The organism is Desulfohalovibrio reitneri, assembly GCF_000711295.1.
Classification (GTDB): domain Bacteria; phylum Desulfobacterota; class Desulfovibrionia; order Desulfovibrionales; family Desulfovibrionaceae; genus Desulfohalovibrio; species Desulfohalovibrio reitneri.
The window spans coordinates 642909-660539 of the sequence record NZ_JOMJ01000004.1; the positions used below are offsets into that span (position 1 = coordinate 642909).

The 17631-nt window shown below is 64.1% G+C and carries 15 protein-coding genes; 5 read left to right on the forward strand and 10 right to left on the reverse strand.

Annotation, left to right across the window (positions count from 1 at the left end; translation table 11 throughout):
* Positions 1 to 33 precede the first annotated feature (33 nt).
* Positions 34 to 1623 (reverse strand): HAMP domain-containing sensor histidine kinase, encoded by a 1590-nt coding sequence (locus tag N911_RS17790; protein ID WP_161781644.1) that lies wholly within the window; start codon positions 1621 to 1623, stop codon positions 34 to 36.
* 248 nt (positions 1624 to 1871) lie between these two features.
* On the opposite strand from N911_RS17790, the gene N911_RS17145 reads away from it, so the two are divergent.
* Genes N911_RS17145 through N911_RS0115595 form a run of 3 tightly spaced genes read left to right on the forward strand, consistent with a single transcriptional unit; the run spans position 1872 to position 5411 of the window.
* Complete coding sequence (locus tag N911_RS17145; protein ID WP_029898777.1) at positions 1872 to 3008, forward strand: PSP1 domain-containing protein; 1137 nt, start codon at positions 1872 to 1874, stop codon at positions 3006 to 3008.
* A gap of 1 nt (position 3009) precedes the next feature.
* Positions 3010 to 4962 (forward strand): methionine--tRNA ligase, encoded by a 1953-nt coding sequence (metG, locus tag N911_RS0115590; protein ID WP_029898779.1) that lies wholly within the window; start codon positions 3010 to 3012, stop codon positions 4960 to 4962.
* Positions 4962 to 5411, forward strand: coding sequence for a metal-dependent hydrolase (locus N911_RS0115595; RefSeq protein WP_029898781.1), 450 nt, complete (start codon positions 4962 to 4964; stop codon positions 5409 to 5411). Before metG ends, N911_RS0115595 begins: the two co-directional genes overlap by 1 nt.
* A gap of 40 nt (positions 5412 to 5451) precedes the next feature.
* Here N911_RS0115595 and N911_RS0115600 read toward each other — a convergent pair whose 3' ends face one another.
* From N911_RS0115600 to N911_RS0115625, 6 genes are all read right to left on the reverse strand, one after another.
* Entirely contained in the window at positions 5452 to 5793 is a 342-nt protein-coding gene (locus N911_RS0115600; RefSeq protein ID WP_029898783.1) for a redoxin domain-containing protein, read from the reverse strand.
* Positions 5794 to 5940, reverse strand: coding sequence for a hypothetical protein (locus tag N911_RS18935; protein WP_237559992.1), 147 nt, complete (start codon positions 5938 to 5940; stop codon positions 5794 to 5796).
* Positions 5941 to 6003: 63 nt separating this feature from the next.
* Positions 6004 to 7224 carry a histidine kinase dimerization/phosphoacceptor domain -containing protein gene (locus tag N911_RS17795; protein WP_051694498.1) on the reverse strand — a complete coding sequence of 407 codons (1221 nt, stop codon included), beginning with the start codon at positions 7222 to 7224 and terminating at the stop codon, positions 6004 to 6006.
* Between the two features lie 218 nt (positions 7225 to 7442).
* Positions 7443 to 8261 carry a J domain-containing protein gene (locus tag N911_RS0115615; RefSeq protein ID WP_029898785.1) on the reverse strand — a complete coding sequence of 273 codons (819 nt, stop codon included), beginning with the start codon at positions 8259 to 8261 and terminating at the stop codon, positions 7443 to 7445.
* Positions 8261 to 8731 carry a YkgJ family cysteine cluster protein gene (locus N911_RS0115620; protein ID WP_051694500.1) on the reverse strand — a complete coding sequence of 157 codons (471 nt, stop codon included), beginning with the start codon at positions 8729 to 8731 and terminating at the stop codon, positions 8261 to 8263. Before N911_RS0115620 ends, N911_RS0115615 begins: the two co-directional genes overlap by 1 nt.
* The gene (locus N911_RS0115625; protein WP_029898787.1) at positions 8731 to 9153 is read right to left on the reverse strand and encodes a CoA-binding protein; all 423 of its coding nucleotides are present in this window, start codon (positions 9151 to 9153) and stop codon (positions 8731 to 8733) included. Before N911_RS0115625 ends, N911_RS0115620 begins: the two co-directional genes overlap by 1 nt.
* 15 nt (positions 9154 to 9168) lie before the next feature.
* Here N911_RS0115625 and N911_RS0115630 point away from each other — a divergent pair, with 15 nt between their 5' ends.
* A complete protein-coding gene (locus N911_RS0115630; protein WP_029898789.1) occupies positions 9169 to 10392 on the forward strand; it encodes a M24 family metallopeptidase in 1224 nt (407 codons plus the stop codon).
* Here the strand turns inward: N911_RS0115630 and N911_RS0115635 are convergent.
* From N911_RS0115635 to N911_RS0115645, 3 genes are all read right to left on the reverse strand, one after another.
* A complete protein-coding gene (locus N911_RS0115635; RefSeq protein ID WP_237559993.1) occupies positions 10389 to 12131 on the reverse strand; it encodes a protein-disulfide reductase DsbD family protein in 1743 nt (580 codons plus the stop codon). The genes N911_RS0115630 and N911_RS0115635 overlap by 4 nt on opposite strands.
* Before the next feature lie 200 nt (positions 12132 to 12331).
* Positions 12332 to 13615, reverse strand: coding sequence for a hypothetical protein (locus tag N911_RS0115640; RefSeq protein WP_029898793.1), 1284 nt, complete (start codon positions 13613 to 13615; stop codon positions 12332 to 12334).
* A 152-nt stretch (positions 13616 to 13767) separates the two neighbouring features.
* Positions 13768 to 15918 carry a methyl-accepting chemotaxis protein gene (locus N911_RS0115645; RefSeq protein WP_029898796.1) on the reverse strand — a complete coding sequence of 717 codons (2151 nt, stop codon included), beginning with the start codon at positions 15916 to 15918 and terminating at the stop codon, positions 13768 to 13770.
* A 410-nt stretch (positions 15919 to 16328) separates the two neighbouring features.
* Between N911_RS0115645 and N911_RS0115650 the strand changes: the two genes are divergently transcribed.
* Positions 16329 to 17579: an ISL3 family transposase gene (locus tag N911_RS0115650; RefSeq protein WP_029895336.1), complete on the forward strand. Its 1251-nt coding sequence runs from the start codon at positions 16329 to 16331 to the stop codon at positions 17577 to 17579.
* Positions 17580 to 17631: the final 52 nt, after the last annotated feature.

A 17631-nucleotide genomic window follows, 5' to 3' on the forward strand; every position in this document is an offset into this window, starting at 1 on the left:
CTGTCTGGCCCGTGGACGTCATGCTACGGGTTTCTACCCATTCGGTAAAGACGGGGCCTCGCCGTCGGGCTGGCTGTTCCGCCCGAGGGGCACTGTAAGTCTGACGGTCGTTCCCGCCCCGGATTTGGACGCCGCGGAGATTCCTCCTCCGTAGTGCTCGATGATCTGGCGGCAGATGGACAGCCCAAGACCGGTACCGGCGGGTTTGTCGCGGTAGCTGTCGCGACGGGACGCCTGGTGGAAGGTCTTGAAGATAACCTCGGCCTCATCCTCGGGAATGCCCTCGCCGGTGTCCTCCACCTCCATGATCAACTGGTCGTCGTCGCGGTAGGCGCGCAGGGCGACGTGCCCGCTGTGGGTGAATTTCAGCGAGTTGTCCAGCAGGTTGACGAGTATCTGCAGGATGCGGTCGCGATCGGCCAGCAGCGTCGGCAGGCCGTCCTCCAGTTCCTCACGTAATTCCAGCCCGGAATCCTCGGCCCGAGAACGGAAGGTGGCGGCCACTTCCCTGCACATCTCGGCCACGTCGAACGGGACGTCGTTCCACACCATGCGGCCGGACTCGATTTTGGCTAGGTCCAGGACATCGTTGATGAGGCGGGTGAGCCGCTTGCCTTCGCCGATGATGATGTCCAGGTTGCGGGTGATGCGCTCGCCCCGCCCGGCCACCTGCCCGGTCTTGCCCAGGGGGAGGAAGTGGGTCTTGAAATCCTTCTCAATGAGCCGGGCGAAGCCCAGCACCGACGTCAGCGGGGTGCGCAGTTCGTGCGACACACTGGAGAGGAAGGCGGTTTTCATCTTGTCCAGTTCGCGCAGGCGCTCGTTGGCCTCCTGCAGCTCGGCGGCCTTGTTGGCCAAGGCCTCGGTGCGCAGCCGGACCTTTTTTTCCAGTTCCTGGTTCAGTTCGTCCAGTTCCACTTGGCGCAGTTGTTCCGTCTGCATGTGCTCCTGCAGGGAGCGGGCCATGGCGTTGAAATGGCGACAGAGTTCGCCGATCTCCCCATGCATGGAGTCGTCGGCCCGGGCGGCGAAATCGCCGCTCCGTATTCGCTTGTGCGCCTCGATGAGCCCGCCCACGGGGCGCAGCAGCCTGCGCAGGAGCAGGGCCAGGGCCAGCCCCAGGACCAGCAGGCTCAGCGCGCCGGAGGCCAGCAGGGCGTCGATGAAGCGGAATACGCTCTGGTTGAGGGTCGCGCTGGGGATGGCGTACCCCACGGCCAAGTGGCTGGCCGGGTCGCGGCGGAGCCAGATGATAAGTCCCCTCCGGTCAGCGTCCTCGCCGTTCTCCACCTTGACCAGGCTGCCGGATGGCGCGGCTTCCAGGGCCTCGTTCCACCGGCGGCAGATGGCGGGCCACTGGTTGGTCAAAAAGGCGGCGGACTCGCCGAGGAAGGGATGCGTCCCCGCGCGCAGGCGGCAGATTGAATCAAAGGCGAAAAGGCGGCCCTGCAGCCCTTTCTCCAGAGACTGGATGCGGCCCACCGCCCTGGGAGAAACACCTCCCGCCGGCTCGCCCCCTATGGTCAGCGCCTCGCTGGCGGAGGAGAGGACCGCCTGGGCAACTTCCCGCTGCATGTCGTGGTAGACCTGCCGGCCCGTGATGAGGGTGGCGCCAATGGTCATCAGGAAAAGGCAGCCCAGGATGAAAAGGATGGGCAGGAAGAAGCGCCAAAAGGTGCGCTGGGGTTGTACGGGCAGGACCGATGGTGGCGGCATGGTGGATAACCAAGGGTTGAACCTCGGCCCCGCGTACTCTCGGTGCGGGCAAAATGCAAGGCTGGGGGAGGCTTTATTGCTTCCGAAGGGAAAAGGCGGTATGAAGACTCTTTTGCCCCGGATTCAACCGGGAGCAAGGTGAAGGGATAGATTCAATGAGCCGCATTCTCGGCGTGAAGTTCAAGGACTACGGTCCTATATACTATTTCGACGCCGGCCCGTACGTGGTCGGCAAGGGTGACAGGGTCATCGTGGAGACGGACCAGGGCCGCGGCATGGGCGTCGTGGCCATGGTGCTCGACGAACCGCCGCCGCAGCGGGACGAGGAGGATCTCAAGACCATCTTCCGACCGGCCGGGGAGGAAGACCTGGAGACCGAGGAAGAGAACCGCGATTTCGGTGAGCGGGCCAAGCGGTACTGCCGCCAGCGCATTGGCGAGCTTGGTCTGGAGATGAAGCTGGTGGACGTGGAGGTCTTTCACGACCGTTCCAAGCTCATCTTTTATTTCACGGCGCCCAATCGGGTGGATTTCCGAGAGCTGGTCAAGGACTTGGTGCGGGAGTTCCGCTCCCGCATCGAGTTGCGCCAGATCGGCGTGCGCCACGAAACGCAGATGATCGGGGCGGTGGGCAACTGCGGCCAGCTCTGCTGCTGCCGCCGTTTCATGCGCAAGTTCGATCCGGTGACCATCAAGATGGCCAAGGAACAGAATCTCTTCCTCAATCCCACAAAGATTTCCGGCATCTGCGGCCGCCTGTTGTGCTGCCTCGGGTTCGAACAGCAGAATTACGAGAAGTTCCAGAAGCGCTGTCCCAGGCTGGGCAAGCGCTACCGCACGGCCATGGGCTCGGTGAAGGTGCTGCGCTCCAATTTCTTCCGCGACACCCTGACCCTGCTCACCGAGGACGGGGAGGAACGGGAGATTCCACTGGACCAGTGGAGCGAGATTCTCGACCAGGAGCAGCCCCGGGAGCAACCCAGGGCCGGCCAGCAGAAATCGGGACCTCCCAAGGGCGGCGAGAAACGCGGCGGACGCGAACGCCCCCGCCAGGAGAAGGCTTCCGGGGAGCCGCCGGGCAAGGCCGCCGAGGAGGCTCCCGCCGGGGAGGAGCCGCCAGCGGAAGCGCCGCAGGTGGATACCCCCCCGGGCGAGGATAAGCAGGCCGACCACAAGGAAGGCCGCGGCCAGAACAAGGGACGCAAGCCCAAGGGCAAAAGCCGTTCCCGCAGGGGCCGGCGCAGGTCCTCGGGGAAGAAGTCCAAGCCCAAGGGCGACGGAGGAAAGAACTGACGTGAGCGGCGCTTTCTACATCACCACCCCCATTTACTACGTCAACGCCAACCCGCACCTCGGCCACGCCTACACCACCATCGTGGCCGACTGCCTGGCCAGGTTCCATCGCGCCCTGGGGGAGGAGACCTTCTTCCTGACCGGCACGGACGAACACGGGGACAAGATCGCCGAGGCCGCCGCCAAGAACGGGCGCGAACCGCAGCAGTACGCCGACGAGGTCAGCGCCACCTTCCGCGACCTGTGGCCCGGCCTGGGCATCACCAACGACGATTTCATCCGCACCACCGAGGACCGCCACGTGCGGGTGGTCAGGGAAATCCTGCAGAAGGTCTACGACTCCGGGGATATCTACTACGGTGAATACGGCGGCCACTACTGCACCGGCTGCGAGTGCTTCCTTACGGAAAAGGATCTGGAGGACGGGCTCTGCCCGGACCACAAGACCAAGCCGCAGTACATTTCCGAGAAGAACTACTTTTTCCGCATGTCCAAATACCGGGAATGGCTCATCGAGCACATCGAGGCCAACCCGGAATTCATCAGACCCGAGCGGTACCGGGGCGAGGTGCTCTCCCTGCTGCGCAGCAGCCACCTGGACGACCTGTGCATCTCCCGTCCCAAGTCGCGGCTTTCCTGGGGCATCGAGCTTCCCTTCGATTCGGACTACGTCTGCTACGTCTGGTTCGACGCCCTCATCAACTACCTCTCCGCCCTGGATTGGCCGGACGGGGAGCGGTTCAAAAACTTCTGGCCCGCGGCCCAGCACTTGGTGGCCAAGGACATTCTCAAGCCGCACGCCGTGTTCTGGCCGACCATGCTCCGCGCCGCCGGGCTTCCGGTCTACAAGCACCTCAATGTGCACGGCTACTGGCTGGTCAAGGAAACCAAGATGTCCAAGTCTTTGGGCAACGTGGTCCGGCCGCTGGACATGGCGGACCGCTACGGACTGGACACCTTCCGCTTTTTCCTGCTGCGCGAAATGCGCTTCGGCAACGACGCCTCCTTCTCCGAGGAGGCCCTGGTCTCCCGGCGTAACGCGGACCTGGCCAACGACCTGGGCAATCTTTTTTCCCGCGTTTTGTCCATGACCAAGAAATACCGGGGTTCCGTGGTCCCCGGCGCGGCCGTGGACGAAGCCCTGCGCGAGCGGGCCATGGAGGCGGTGCGCAATTACGTGGAGCTCTTTTCCCGCTGCCGTTTCGCCGAAGCCCTGGAGGCCCTGTGGGAACTGGTGCGCTCCCTGAACAAGCACATCGACGAGACCGCTCCCTGGGTGCTGCACAAGGAAGGCCGCGACAAGGAACTGGACGCCGTGCTCTACGGCGTGCTGGAGTGCCTGCGCAAGGTCGCCTGCTGCCTGCATCCGGTCATGCCCGAGGCGGGCGCGGCCATGCTCACCCAACTCGGCCAGACCGTCGAGGGCCCGCGCATCGACCGGGAGATGGAGACCTTCGGCCGCATGGAGCCGGGCACCGAAGTGGCGGCCAAGTCCAACCTCTTCCCCAGAGTGGAGTTGGAAGCGGCCGAACCCGGGGACTCCGCCAAGCCCGCCAAGCCCAAGGATAAGAAGAAGGGCAAGGGGAAGGCCAAGGAGGACGCCGCGGCGGCCGAATCCGAAACCGCCATGGTGGAGTTCGATGACTTCGCCGCCCTTGATCTCCGCGTGGGCGTGGTGCGCGCGGCCGAGGTCCACCCCAAGGCGGACCGGCTGCTGTTGCTCCAGGTGGACCTGGGCGAGGAGGACGGACCGCGCCAAGTGGTGGCCGGGCTGGCCGAGCATTTCGCCCCCGATGTTCTGGTGGGCCGCGCGGTGACGGTGGTGGCTAACCTCAAGCCGCGCAAACTGCGCGGACAACTCTCCCAGGGGATGGTCCTCACCGTTGGCGCGGACGGCGGCCTGGACCTGCTGGGCCCCTCCGGCGAGGTGCCCCCCGGCTCCAAGGTGAGTTAGTGCCCGGCTACAAGACCCACGGCGCGGGTGGAGTCCTGGCCGCTGGGGGGGCGCTGGCGCTGGCTGTCTGGCTGGGGCACTACCAGCCGGACCCGGCCAGAATGGCCGGGCTGGTGGCCGTGGGCGGCTTGGCCGCCCTGTTTCCGGACGTGGACACAGATTCGCGCGGGCAGCACCTGTATTACCTGCTCCTCTTCCTGGCCGACCTGGCCCTCATCGCGGTGGGGCGCTACGTCTGGGCGGCGGTTCTGGGGCTGTTTGCCATGCTGCCCGCCATCGGGCCGCATCGGGGCTGGACCCATTCCTGGCTGGCGGCCCCTCTGGTTCCCCTGCCCATTCTGCTTTTGCCCCCCTACATCCTGGAGGCCGACTGGCGGCTTTTCCTGGCTTGGTATCTGGCGGCCGTGACAGGATACCTCTCCCACCTTGTCCTGGACCGTATTTTCTAGAGAACGGCGGGCCCCCAGGCGACGGACCCGCCATTCCCATTCATTTCTTTCGCAGGTACCTGATGAGATCCAGGCAGTTTTTTGGCTGCATCCTTCCGATGGGGCCGGAGGAGTAGCAGGCCACCGCCACCTTCCCTTCGGGGTCGAGGACGAAGCCGGCGGCGTGGAGATAGTTGTCTTTCTCGTCGTAAAAACAACCCAGGGCTTCCGCCGCCGCCAGGCAATCCAGCCCGTAGCCGATGGCAAAGTCGGCCGAGGTCTTTTCAGCCATTTCCATGGCCTGTTCCCGGGTGTCCACCGAAGCGGCCAACAGGGTTATTCCCTGGCTTTCAAACTCCTGCCGATGTTCTTGGAAACCGGCCAACTGCCGGCGGCAGAACATTCACCAGTGACCACGGTAGATGAGCACCACGGCGTATCCACCCAGCAGGTCGCCGGGCAGGCCGCATGAATCCCCTTGCAGGGTGGGCATCTCGGGGCGCGGAAAGGGCGCGCCGGTATCCAAGGTACGGGATTGGGGCCGGGGCATGATTCCTCCCAGGTTTGAGGGGTATCCTCCCAGGATATACGGAATCAGCCCGGATGAGGCAAATCAGAAGTCGAGAACGGCCTTGGTTCCCGTGGATGTGAAAAACCAGAGATCGGCGCCGATTTGTTCGGCCATGGCGCGCATCACCGAGAATCCTATGGTTTCGGCTGAGGCGGGGTCGATGTCGTGGGGGAGGCCCACCCCGTTGTCCTCAACCTCGACCCGCCGCACGTTTTCCCCCTCAAAGCAGCGGATCACCACTTCCGGCTCGTCGCCGAAGTCGTCAGGGAAGGCGTGTTTGGCGGCGTTCACGAAGAGCTCCGTGACCACCATGCCCACCACGGACAGGCTCTCCCAGGGCAATTCCGCGCACTGGCATTCCAGGCGGACGGCAATGTCCGTCCGGGCGATGGAGGATTCGCGCAGGGCTTCAGTGAGCCGATCGAGATAGCTGTCCAGCCTGGCGGTGGAGACGCTTTGCGAAGTGTAGAGCACCTCGTGGACCCTGGCGGCGGCGCGGAGGCTGACAATGGCCTCCCGCAGGCAGGGGGCGCAGTCTTCCTCGCTCATGCGCAGGTTGAGGTAGGAGCAGAGCATGTTGAGGTTGTTCTTGATGCGGTGGTGGGTTTCCTTGAGGAACTGCTTGCTGACCAGGTTGGAGTATTCGGCTGGCGGTTCGGCCAGGTCCTGGTCGCTGAGGCGCTCCACTGCGCCGTAGAGGATGCCGGTATCCCGCACGCAGACCATGCCGATGTGCATGCGGGCCCGGATCATGCCGCCGTCCAGCCGGCGGAAGCTGACGATATGGCTGCGCAGGCGCCCGTCCCGGGGAAGCTCGTCCAGAATGCGGCCGCGCTGCATGGGATCCAGATAGATGTCGTGCGGGATGTCGGTGACGCTGCCGCGGAACTGAGCCGCGGATTCGTATCCGAACATGCGGGCCAAGGCGGTGTTCACCGCAAGGAAGCGGCCGTCTGGATTGCTGAGGAAGAGGCCAAGGGACAAATTGTCGAAGGCGAGTTCCAGCAGGGATGCAGGGTCCAGGTCGCCGTCCGATGTTCCCTCGGGCGAGAAACGGAACAGGGCGTCCAGGGAGACCCCGAGCCGTTCGGCCAGCTTGCCCATGACAGCGAAGGAGGGCGAGGCCAGCCCCCGCTCGATTTTGCTGAGATATTCCTCCGAGATGCCGGTTTGTTCAGCTAGGCCGGCCTGGGTGGAAAGGGACCGAAGACGAAGCCGCCGAAGCCGCTTGCCGAACGCAGCTTTTATTTCCTCTTCGGTCATAGCTGTGTTCATAAAAGAAGCCCGAGATGCGGAGAACGGATTTAGAGTACGGCTATGGGACAATTTTCACATGCAATGTGCACCATCTTTCCATTTTCCGTCAATTTACCCGGAGATTCTATTGGCTTGGAGGATGCGGGCCACACATGGGCGATACGCGGGGAGCGAAGGCCCGCCGCGATTTTTCGGAGGAAGGGGGTGTGAAAAGGGGGGGAGGGCTATTTAGAGCGCAGGCGCAGGTACAGGTCGCCGCGAAATGGGCCCAGCTTCCTGCCCAGGCCCTTGAGGCGGATGGGCCGCCCCGGGGTGTAGTCCAGGGGGATGGTCAACTCCACCTGCTGGTCACGCTTGGACATGCCGCGCTGCAATTTGAAGCGGACCTTGCGCCCCGGCACCATGGAGGCGGCGGGCAGGGAAACGAGGTGGTCGTCGTCCAGCTGGCCCCGCAGCCAGGACTTGAAACCGCTCCAGACGCCTTTGCTCAAGTCCAGGCGGAAGGTGCGCTTGCCCCATTCCAGCTCCAGGCTGCGCTTGGTGAGCTTGCGCGGCGGAGTGGGCGTTTTCCCCTCGCGCTTCACCTGGGCGTAGATGTCCTCGAAGACCCGGCGGGCGAAGGGGTCCTTGAGGATGTCCTTGAGTACCTCTTCCCGTTTGAACTCGAACCCGGCCGTGCCGCGTTCGGTCCTGGCGTTGGTTGATTCCCGCCGCTTTTCCGCGCCTGGAGGCGGCTTGGGCCCGGTCCGCTTTTCCGACCGGGCCCAGCGCCCGGCCTTGGCCTTTGCCCGTTCAGCCCGGCGGCGCGCGTCGTCCTCACCGGGGCGGGGCCCCTGGCCGCCGCCCTGTTCCAGATGCTTGGTCAGCAGGACGTAGGCCTCGTTGAGACGCTGGAATTTGGGACCGGCCTGGGGATCGTCCGGGTTGAGGTCCGGGTGCAGCTTGAATGCCAGCCTGCGGTATTGGGTCTTGACCTGATCCAGGCTGGTGTCCGGCGAAACCTGGAGCAGCCGGTAGCTTTCGTCCAGGGTCGGGGAGGCCATCAGCTTTCCTCGGAGGGATTCCCGACGGGGTCAGGTGCGGGACGCAGGGCGGAGGGGGCTGAGGCGTCCGTCTCCTGCTGCACGCCTTCACGGCGCAGGTGCTCCCGTCCCTCCCGGGCGAAGGCCTCGAAACCGGCTTCGGGCCGGACGCCCGGGCAGTATTCCTGGGTCATGCGCCAGCTGTCCTCGTCGATGAGGTTGCCGTGGAAAAAGGGCCAGGCGCGGCATACGTCCGGGCGCGCGGGGTGCACGCCGCAGCCGGAGATGTCCGGGTTGTAGAAAACGCAGGCCAAGTCCTTGTCCACCCGCAGGCGGACGCGGCCGCCCACTTCTTCGGTGTGGAGGTCGAGGAGCTCCCGTTCGGACAGGCCGAGGTGGTCGGCCAGTCGTTCAACATCACGCGCGGTGAGCACGATGCCGCCCCGGCCGAAGCAGCAGTGGCCGCACCGTTGGCAGACGAAGGCGGGCATCAGGACTTCCCCATGAGGCGGCTGTGTTCCACCATCAGGCAGCGGTCCTCGATCACGGTGATTCCGACGGGTTCCAGCAGCTTGCGTGCCTCGGGGCTGGCGATGCCCTGCTGCATCCAGAAGCAGGAAGGCAGCCATTCCAGTTCCAGCACCTCCCGGGCATGGTCCGCGCAAAATTTCGAGGCTCTGAAAAGATTCACCATGTCCACGGGGCGGGGGAGTTCCGCCAGGCTGGCAAAGGTGGGAAGCCCCCACACGTCGCGTCGTTTGGGGTGCACGGGGAGCACGTCGAAGCCCTGTTCGATCAGGTATCGGCCCACCCTGTCCACTGGCTGGCCCTGCCTGTCCTTGGCCCCGACCACGGCGATTGTCTTGACGCTCTGGAGCAGGGCGGCTAGCTCGGTATCGTTTGGTTGCAACATCAACGGGATCGCCTCATGTTTTCTGCGCTTGAAACCTTACCTCTTAGCGAATTGCGGGCCAGATGGCAAAGCTGCCGCGACCTGCTGGCCGAATCCTCCCCTCGGGCGGGGGGGCTCATGGCTTTTTCCAAGGTGGCCGTCTACTACCTGGCGGGTACCTGCAACCAGGGCGTTTTCTGGCTGCCCATGGAAGGCGAGCCGGTGCTGTTCCTGCGCCGCGGCGCGGAGCGGGCCCGGCTTGAGTCCCCCATGGCCGGTGTCGTCGAATTCCGTTCCTACCGCGACCTGCCCGGGCTGGCCGCCGACGCGGGCTCTCCCCTGCCCGAAGCCATTGCCGCGGAGCGCAACGGGCTTCCCTGGGCGCTGGCCGACTCGCTGCGCAAACACCTGGCCGGGGTGGAGTTCCTTCCCGGCGATCTGGTGCTGGCCAAGGCGCAGTCCGTAAAGAGCGAGTGGGAACTTGGCAAGATGCGCCTCTGCGGCCAGCGCCACCACCGCTGCCTGCGCGAACTGGTGCCCGCCCGCATACATCCCGGCATGAGCGAGCGGGAAATAAGCCACGCCTGCTGGGAGGTGTTCTTCGAGCAGGGGCACATGGGGCAGATGCGCATGTCCGCCTTCGGGGAGGAGATTTTCCTGGGCCACGTCTCGGCCGGGGACTCGGGCAACTACCCCAGCAGTTTCGACGGTCCCTTGGGGCTGCGGGGCGAGCATCCGGCCCTGCCCTTCATGGGCTACGCCAGAAAGGTATGGAACCCGGGGGAGCCGCTGGCTCTGGACGTGGGTTTCACCCTTGAGGGCTACGCCACGGACAAGACCCAGGTGGTCTGGGCCGGGCCGGAAAGCTCCATGCCGGACGAGGCTGCCCGGGGGCAGCGGTTCTGCGAGGACGTGCAGGCCTGGCTTGCCGAGCGGCTGAAACCGGGCGCGGTGCCCAGCGAACTGTACGCGCATTGCGTGGAGTGGGCGGAAAAGGAGGGGCTGTCAAACGGCTTCATGGCCCTGCCGCCCAATTCGGTCTCCTTCCTGGGCCACGGCATCGGCCTGACCATCGACGGCTTTCCGGTCATCGCCAAGGGGTTCGACGAGCCGCTGGTCGCGAACCAGACCGTGGCCCTGGAGCCGAAGTACGGCGTGGAAGGGCTCGGCATGGTCGGGGTTGAGAACACCTTCGTAGTCACCCCGTCCGGCGGCGAGTGCCTGACCGGAGACGAGTACGGGCCGGTCTACCTGGACTAATTCCCCAACTCGCGCCGCAGGGCGGCCTCCAGGTCGCCCGCGGTGAACAGGTCGCGCAGCACCAGCGGCGAGTCCGCACCCTCTCCGACCGGAAAGACGGCCGTGACCGGAATGGACTTGGCGCCCAGCCTGTCCAGCAGGTCCCAGCCCGGGGCGTTGTCGCGCGTGAGGTCCACCTTGATGGTGCGCAGGCCGAACTCCTCGCGCCATTCGGCAAGGTTGTCCGGGGTCAGCACCGTCAGTTCGATGAACTTGCAGGTTGGGCACCAGTCCGCGGTGAATTCCACCAGCAAGGGAGTCGAGCCCATTTCGGCGGCCAGCTCCTCCTTGTCGAACTCCTCCCATCCAGTGATTTTCGCCTGGGGCTGGACGGCCCAGAAAAAGGCTCCAAGCACCAGGGCCAAGGCGGCACCGCGCACGGCCAGCCGTTTTTTCCGCCCGCTCTGCGGGCCTGCCCAGCTTCCCCACATCCAGGCCGCGAAGGCCGTGACCAGCAGGGCGACCAAGGCGGGAAGCAGGAGCGTTTGTGGCAGGATGGACAGCAGATAGAGGCAGGTGGCCAGCAGGAAGAAGCCCGCCAACCGCTCCACCCACATGGTCCAGGTGCCGGAAATGTTGAAAATGCCCAACAGTCCGGGCTTGGCCGCCATGAAAAGATAGGGCGAGGCCATGCCGAAGCCCAGGGCGGCGAACACGGCCGCCACCACCATGGCGGGTTGGAGCAGGGCCCAGGCCAGCACGCCGCCCAGGAAGGGGCCGCTGCACGGCGTGGCCAGCAGTGTGGCCAGGGCGCCTGTGAAAAAGGCCTGCATGGGGGAGGACGGCTTGCCGCCCGGCGTTTTGAGGTCGATGACCGGCAGGTGGAAGACGTCGAACAGGGAGAGGCCCAGGGCGAATACAAGCACGGTCAGGGCCAGCACGGTGCGGGGTTCCTGGAATATCTGCCCCCAGGCCAGGTCCAGCGAGGCCAGGATGACGCTGAGCAGCAGGAAATAGCTCAGGATGCCCAGGGCGAAGAAAAGGTTGTAACGGCGGAAGCAACTCTTGGGTTCTTCGTTTTCCTGCTCGTGACAGCCGGAGAGCAACCCCTTGAGCTTGAGCCCCACCACCGGCAGCACGCAGGGCATGAGGTTGAGGATGAATCCGGCCACCAGGGCCAGGCCCACCGCCTTGAGCAGCCCGCCCACCTGAAGACCGGGGCGGAGGTAGCGCGGGGTCAGTTCCGGCAGCTCGCCCGATGCTACGGCTTCTTCGGCCGGAGGCGAGGTTTCCGGGCTGGCCGCCGTTCCCACTTCGGCTTGCTCGAGAAACCCGGCGTAGGGCGTCTCCCGGATGGGGGTGAGCCCGGCGGCCTTGGGATACGCTTCCCGCACCTGTCTGGTCAGCTCCACCGGGCGGCAGGAGGTGTCCGAGCAGAGCAGGGCGGACAGCCGCAGGTCCATTTCCAGATCCGGTCCCAGGGCGCTGGGCAGAGGGACGAAAAGCGGGGTGGGCTTGTCGAAGATGTTCGAAATGGTGCCCGGCAGGAGGGGGTCGTCCTTGGCCTCTCCCGGGGGATAGAGCGCGGGCGATTGGCCATCCGGGCCGGAGAGGGAGAGCACGGTGGGCTGGCCCATCTCGCCGGGGTCGTTGGCGTAGATGTACCATCCCTGGTCCGGGGTAAGCAGGACGACCATGGCCGCGGGCGCGTCCAGGCGTTCCGCCAGTTTCTCGTCCAGAGCGGTGAAGGATATCTCCATATCCAGCGGAGGGCCATCCTGGGCGGAGGCTTGTCCCGTGGAAAGAGGAAGAAGGCACAGCAGCAGGGCGAGTGCGGGAAGGATGCGAAGCGGCCTTCGATCCGCCCGGGGGGAGTGGTCAGCCATCCTTGAGGGAATAGCAGAGAGGCTCGGACGAGACAACGCGGTGCAGGTGCTCGGGCCTCCTTTCTCCGTCCGAGCTATTCGCCGTGCCATCGCTCCATGTGGTTCTTGTGCGTCCGCAGGTACGCTCCAGGCTTGAACTTCTCGTCGTAGAACTCCAGGTCCAGATGGTGGGCCTGCAAGTAGGTAAGGACGTACACCGAGGGGACGGTGCCGGGGAATTTGCCGAAGGTGTCCAGCACGTACTGCGCTTGCAGGGCCACGCACTCCCGGAAACGCTCATTGTGGGGCGCGGCCGCTCCGCGCACTTTGGCGGTGTCTTGGAAGGGGCCCGGCGTTTCCGGATGGTAGGGGCCGCACTGGCCGAATTTGCGCTCGCACAGCGCATCCGTAGCCGTGCGCATGTCCGGGTGGTTGGGCGGGCAGAAGGCCTCCATCACCCCGGGCAGGCCGGTGACGTTGGGCGTGGGCCAGCGTTCGTCGGTTTGGAAGTCGAACCCCAGCCCGCGCACTTGGGGCGCTTCCGCACCGAGCACCGAGAAGGGGTTCAGTCCGTTGAACAGCCATCCACCGAGCCCCATGGCCTGCAGCATGAGCGATCCCGCGAAGCAGGCTGTGGACAGCTCGGCGGTCACTTCTGCCAGGCTGAGGGACTCCATGAAGCTGAGCGGCCACACGTTGTTCACGTCCACCAGGTCGGCGTAGCCCTCGATGCCGGGCACGGAGCGGCCGTTAATGTCGTCGAACAGCACCGTGTCGTTCTGAAGCATGTACATGATGTTCAGCAGCACATGCTGGGCCAAGTCGCCCACGGGAATGGCCAGCAGGCTGCCGGGCGCGTTGGCAACCCAGGTGTTGTGCCCCTCCACGTGAGGCACCTCCGGCGGCAGGTCCAGCCGTCCCTCCTGAAGCCGGATGACTCGTCCGCCAAAGGCCTCCAGCGCGGCTTCGGGGTCGGTCCGCCCGTCCGCGTCCCGTTCGGCCAGGGGCGGGGCGTCGCGTGAATCAACCATGTAGACCCCGGAGTCATCGGTGTAAAAGATCTGGGAGGTATGGAATCCGGCGGCGGAGGGGAAGGTCCGTCCACCTGCGGCTCCGGCGTAGTTGGAAAGGTGGGGCGCGTAGGCTGGGTGGCGGAAAATGAGGTTGTGCCAACCGCTTGTGCCGCTCATGGACAGGAGCACGAGCATGGTTTCCAGTTCGGTCAGCGGCAGGGGCTGGTGGCGCGAACGGTGGGCCATAACGCCGTCGGTAATTTCCGCCCCCAGGAAAAAGCGGCGGGAGCGCCGGCCCAGCAGGGCGTCCAGAAGAGGGAATTCAAGCAGGTCCTGAAAGCCGGGTGGCATGGTTGAGCCGGGCATGGCGCGCTCCTTTGAAAAGGGGAGGATACCATGTGAGTACGCTCGGGGGCGGAAGGAGTAAAGAGCAGGCTGAAGCGGGCTGCGTCATCGCGAATGGAAAAGGGGCGGACCCGAAGGCCCGCCCCGTGAATGCCCTGGCCCGGGGTCGCGGCCTAGGTTTCGCGAAGTTGCTGGATTAGGCCGCGCAGTTCGTCGGACATGGCGGCCAGTTCCTGCACCGCCTGGGTGGACTGGACGACGCCGGCGGTGGTCTGCTCAACCACGCGGCTGACTTCCTCAATGGCCTTGTTGATCTGCTCGGAGGCCGAGGACTGCTCCTCGGCCGCAGTGGCGATGCTGGCCACCTGGCTGTTGTTCTCATTAACCATGGCCACGATTTCCCGCAGGGCTTCGCCGGACTGCCCGGCCAACTCAGTGGCCCGCTCCACGGATTCCGCGGCTTGGCTCACGCCCTTCATGTTGTTCTCGGCGGCCTCTTGAATGGCGGCGATGCTCTCTCCGACTTCCTTGGTGGCCTCCATGGTCTTTTCCGCCAATTTGCGGACCTCGTCGGCCACCACTGCGAAGCCGCGCCCGGCTTCTCCGGCCCTGGCCGCCTCGATGGCCGCGTTCAGAGCCAGGAGGTTGGTCTGGTCGGCGATGTCGTTGATCACGCCCATGACCTGTCCGATGGAGTTGGCCCGCTGGCCGAGCGTCTGGGTGTTTTCATTGAGGGAGCGGGCCAGTTCGCGAACGTGCCCGATGGCCTCCACGGATTGCTGGACGACTTCCCGCCCCTCGTTGGCCTTGGCGCTGGCCTTGCCGGCGTTGGTGGAGGCGTTGCCCGCGTTCTGGGCCACCTCCAGCACCGTGGCGTTCATCTGCTCCATGGCCGTGGCCGTCTCGCCGATGCGCTCATGCTGCAACTCGGCGCCGCTCTTGACCTGTTCGGACTGGGCGGAGAGCTCTTCGGCGGAGGAGGAAACCCGTTGGGCGATGGCATCGGCGTCGTCGGCGATTCGCTGCATGCGGGTCAGCAGGTTTTCCGCCTTCTCGGCCTGTTTTTCGGCGTCGCGCTTGGACTGCTCCGCCTGGGTCGCCTGTTGCTCGGCATCCAGGGATTTCTCCTCGGCAAAGACCATCTTTTCCTTGAGGTTCTCCACCATCCGTTCGATGGAAGCGCGCACCTGGGTGATCTCCCGACTGAAGCGACCCTCGCAGGCAGCGTCCAGATCGCCGCCCGCCACCCTCTCGGCGTATGCGCGCAACCGGTCGAAAGGCCGCAGAAGTTGGCGGCGCAGGAAGAGCAGAGTAACCACGACCACGGCCGCGATGAGGACGGCGGCGGTTCCGACCCCGGTCCAGATCATGCTCCGCACCGGCGCGAAGGCCTCGGCCTTGTCGATTTCAGCCAGCAGAGCCCATTGCGTGCCGTACACGTCCACCGGCTCGTAGGCGGAGAGCACGAGATTGCCGTTGTAGTCCGTGATGATCTCGCTTCCGGTCTCTCCATTCAGGGCCTTGCGCGAGGCCACGGTGTCCACTTTGCCCGTGCGGGGATTGGCGAAGGAGGCGCGCACGGAGTGCTTCTCCGGGTCGAGGTAGGAGTTGGAGCGCATGAGTTTGTCCGGCCCCACGAGATACGTCTCGCCGGTTTCGCCCATGCCCTCGCGCAGCCGCATCAGTTCGTTTATGCGGCCCAGGGAGGCCTGCAGGGCCACAACCCCGTCGCCGCCGCGCAGGGGAGCCGCGATGAAGGCGGCGGGCTCGCCGTTGGACGGCGCGTACGGGGAAAAATCAACAAAGGCCATGTCCTTGCGTGTGGCCTCCCGCCATGCCGTTGCCAGGCCGCTGCCGGACAGCGGACCATTGGCCAGATCCGCTCCCACGTCTGACTCCAGAACCGAGGTGAAGAGCACCCGCCCCTTCTCGTTGATGAGGAAGATGTCGTAGTAGCCGAGCACGTCGACGTATTTCCGCAGGTCCTGGTTGTATTCCCGCTGCAGCTGCCGGTATTCGGCACTTCGCACGTCCATCCGGCGGCCCGACTCGGCTCCGGCCTCTCCGGCGTACCTGGAGAAGGCCCGCATGGCCTCCGCGGCGGATTGGTCGCTGCGGAGAACCGAGATTTCCTTCTCCCACATCTCGATTATCTCCTCCAGGGCGTGTTGTTTCACGTCCCGGATGGAGCGCAACTGCTCGAAGGCCATTTCCTCGGTCGTCGCGGTGTTCTTGAGTATGCTGTACGCGCCGAAAAGGGCCAGCGGCAGGATGCCGACAGCAAGGCAATAGGAGATCATCTTGAATTTCAAACTGTTTCCCATTGTACCCCCCTCCGGGAAATGTTGGCGTTGCTGGTGGCTGATAGGACAAAAATGAAACACTTGTTTGTGTCTGAGTGATGGCGAGCAGGTTTCATACGTCGTGAGGAGGGGAATTGCAACAGGTTATTTATACAAGAATGAGGTTGCAACTAAACATTGCATAGCATTTTTTCAAAAAATATTTATATAAAACAGTGGTTTGCTGGTGCAATGGGTGAAAAATTGACAAAATGAGAAAGCTGTTTTCCTCGGGACGGTGGTAAGCAGGTTTTGCTTCTTCGGGCGGACTGCTGCCGGGTATGCGGGGAGAAGAGAGGGAGGGATGCGGGACAGGAATAAAAGAAGGTCCTTCCGGAATTGTCGTGGGTAGCAGCCTGAGGTAGTCCTCTGTTCCAGAGGAGACATTGCTCATGAGGGACATCGATTTCTATGCTCAGATTCTTGGCATTGACCACCCCTGGCATGTGGATGACGTGAAGCTCCAGACTGAGGCTGGGCGTGTGGATGTATGGATCGATCATGAGCCTGGCGCTCTTTGGGCTTGCCCAGAGTGCGGGCGAGAGTTGGCTTGCCGGGATCATGCCGAAGAACGGACATGGAGACATCTTGATACCTGCCAGTTCAAGACATTTCTCCATGCACGTATTCCACGGGTTAACTGTCCTGATCATGGCGTACGCCAAGCGCAAGTTCCCTGGGCGGCTCCCCATTCTCGATTCACCCTGCTCATGGAGCGCATGGCCATTGACGTAATTTCGGCCTGCTCGACCATCGAAGGCGCTCGCAAGCTGTTGCGTATTTCCTGGGATGAGACCTGGGGGATCATGGAACGAGCCGTCAAAAGAGGCTTGAGCCGCAAGGAACAGCGCAAGATCCACTACCTCGGGGTGGACGAGAAGGCTTTCCGCAAGGGACACAAGTACATGACCGTCGTCTGCGATCTGATGAGGGGCACAGTTGAGCATGTTGCTGAAGATCGCCGAACGGCGAGCCTCGAGGCGTATTATCAAAGCCTGAGTAGCGAGCAGCTGGAAGCAGTGCGGGCCGTGAGCATGGACATGTGGCAGCCGTATTTTTCGGCCACTATGAAGTGGATCCCTGAGGCAAGCCGGAAAATCGTCTTTGACCGTTTCCACGTCATGCAGCACGTGGGGAAAGCGGTGGACACTGTCCGGCGTCAGGAACACAAGGCCCTGATGGCCGAAGGGGAGTCAACCCTCAAGGGCACCAGATACTTGTGGCTTTACGGCGAAAGCCGGCTTCCGGATAAGCACAAACCTCGGTTCGATGACCTCAAGCAGGCCAACCTGAAGACGGCCAAAGCCTGGGCCATGAAGGAAAGCCTGCAGGATCTATGGGGCTACATGAGCCCTGGTTGGGCAAAGAGGTTCCTGGAGAGGTGGTGCGGTTGGGCCACGCGATCCCGGATCACGCCGATGAAGAAGGTGGCCCAGACCTTGAGAGCTCACATGGACAACGTGGTAACCTTTTGCCGGCATCGGATTACCAACGCCGTGGCCGAGGGACTGAACAGCAAGATCATGGCAATCAAACGCCGAGCTTGCGGCTACAGGAACAAAGAGCACTTCAAGACGGCGATCTACTTCTTCTGTGGTGGATTGGACCTCTATCCGGCCTGCAAAACCGGAGCCACCCACTGAAATCCCGGAAGGACCTAAAAGAAAAAGGGGCCAGGCCAATATGGCCTAACCC

Bases quoted from the DNA above. Each gene is read 5' to 3' on its own strand.
- N911_RS0115630 (WP_029898789.1), top strand. From the start codon at position 9,169: ATGTTTTCTGCGCTTGAAACCTTACCTCTTAGCGAATTGCGGGCCAGA.
- N911_RS0115645 (WP_029898796.1), bottom strand. From the start codon at position 15,918: ATGGGAAACAGTTTGAAATTCAAGATGATCTCCTATTGCCTTGCTGTC.
- N911_RS0115650 (WP_029895336.1), top strand. From the start codon at position 16,329: ATGAGGGACATCGATTTCTATGCTCAGATTCTTGGCATTGACCACCCC.
- N911_RS17145 (WP_029898777.1), top strand. From the start codon at position 1,872: ATGAGCCGCATTCTCGGCGTGAAGTTCAAGGACTACGGTCCTATATAC.
- N911_RS0115600 (WP_029898783.1), bottom strand. From the start codon at position 5,793: ATGTTCTGCCGCCGGCAGTTGGCCGGTTTCCAAGAACATCGGCAGGAG.
- N911_RS0115635 (WP_237559993.1), bottom strand. From the start codon at position 12,131: ATGGAGATATCCTTCACCGCTCTGGACGAGAAACTGGCGGAACGCCTG.
- N911_RS17795 (WP_051694498.1), bottom strand. From the start codon at position 7,224: ATGACCGAAGAGGAAATAAAAGCTGCGTTCGGCAAGCGGCTTCGGCGG.
- N911_RS0115615 (WP_029898785.1), bottom strand. From the start codon at position 8,261: ATGGCCTCCCCGACCCTGGACGAAAGCTACCGGCTGCTCCAGGTTTCG.
- N911_RS17790 (WP_161781644.1), bottom strand. From the start codon at position 1,623: ATGACCATTGGCGCCACCCTCATCACGGGCCGGCAGGTCTACCACGAC.
- N911_RS0115625 (WP_029898787.1), bottom strand. From the start codon at position 9,153: ATGTTGCAACCAAACGATACCGAGCTAGCCGCCCTGCTCCAGAGCGTC.
- N911_RS0115640 (WP_029898793.1), bottom strand. From the start codon at position 13,615: ATGCCCGGCTCAACCATGCCACCCGGCTTTCAGGACCTGCTTGAATTC.
- N911_RS0115620 (WP_051694500.1), bottom strand. From the start codon at position 8,731: ATGCCCGCCTTCGTCTGCCAACGGTGCGGCCACTGCTGCTTCGGCCGG.
- N911_RS18935 (WP_237559992.1), bottom strand. From the start codon at position 5,940: ATGCCCCGGCCCCAATCCCGTACCTTGGATACCGGCGCGCCCTTTCCG.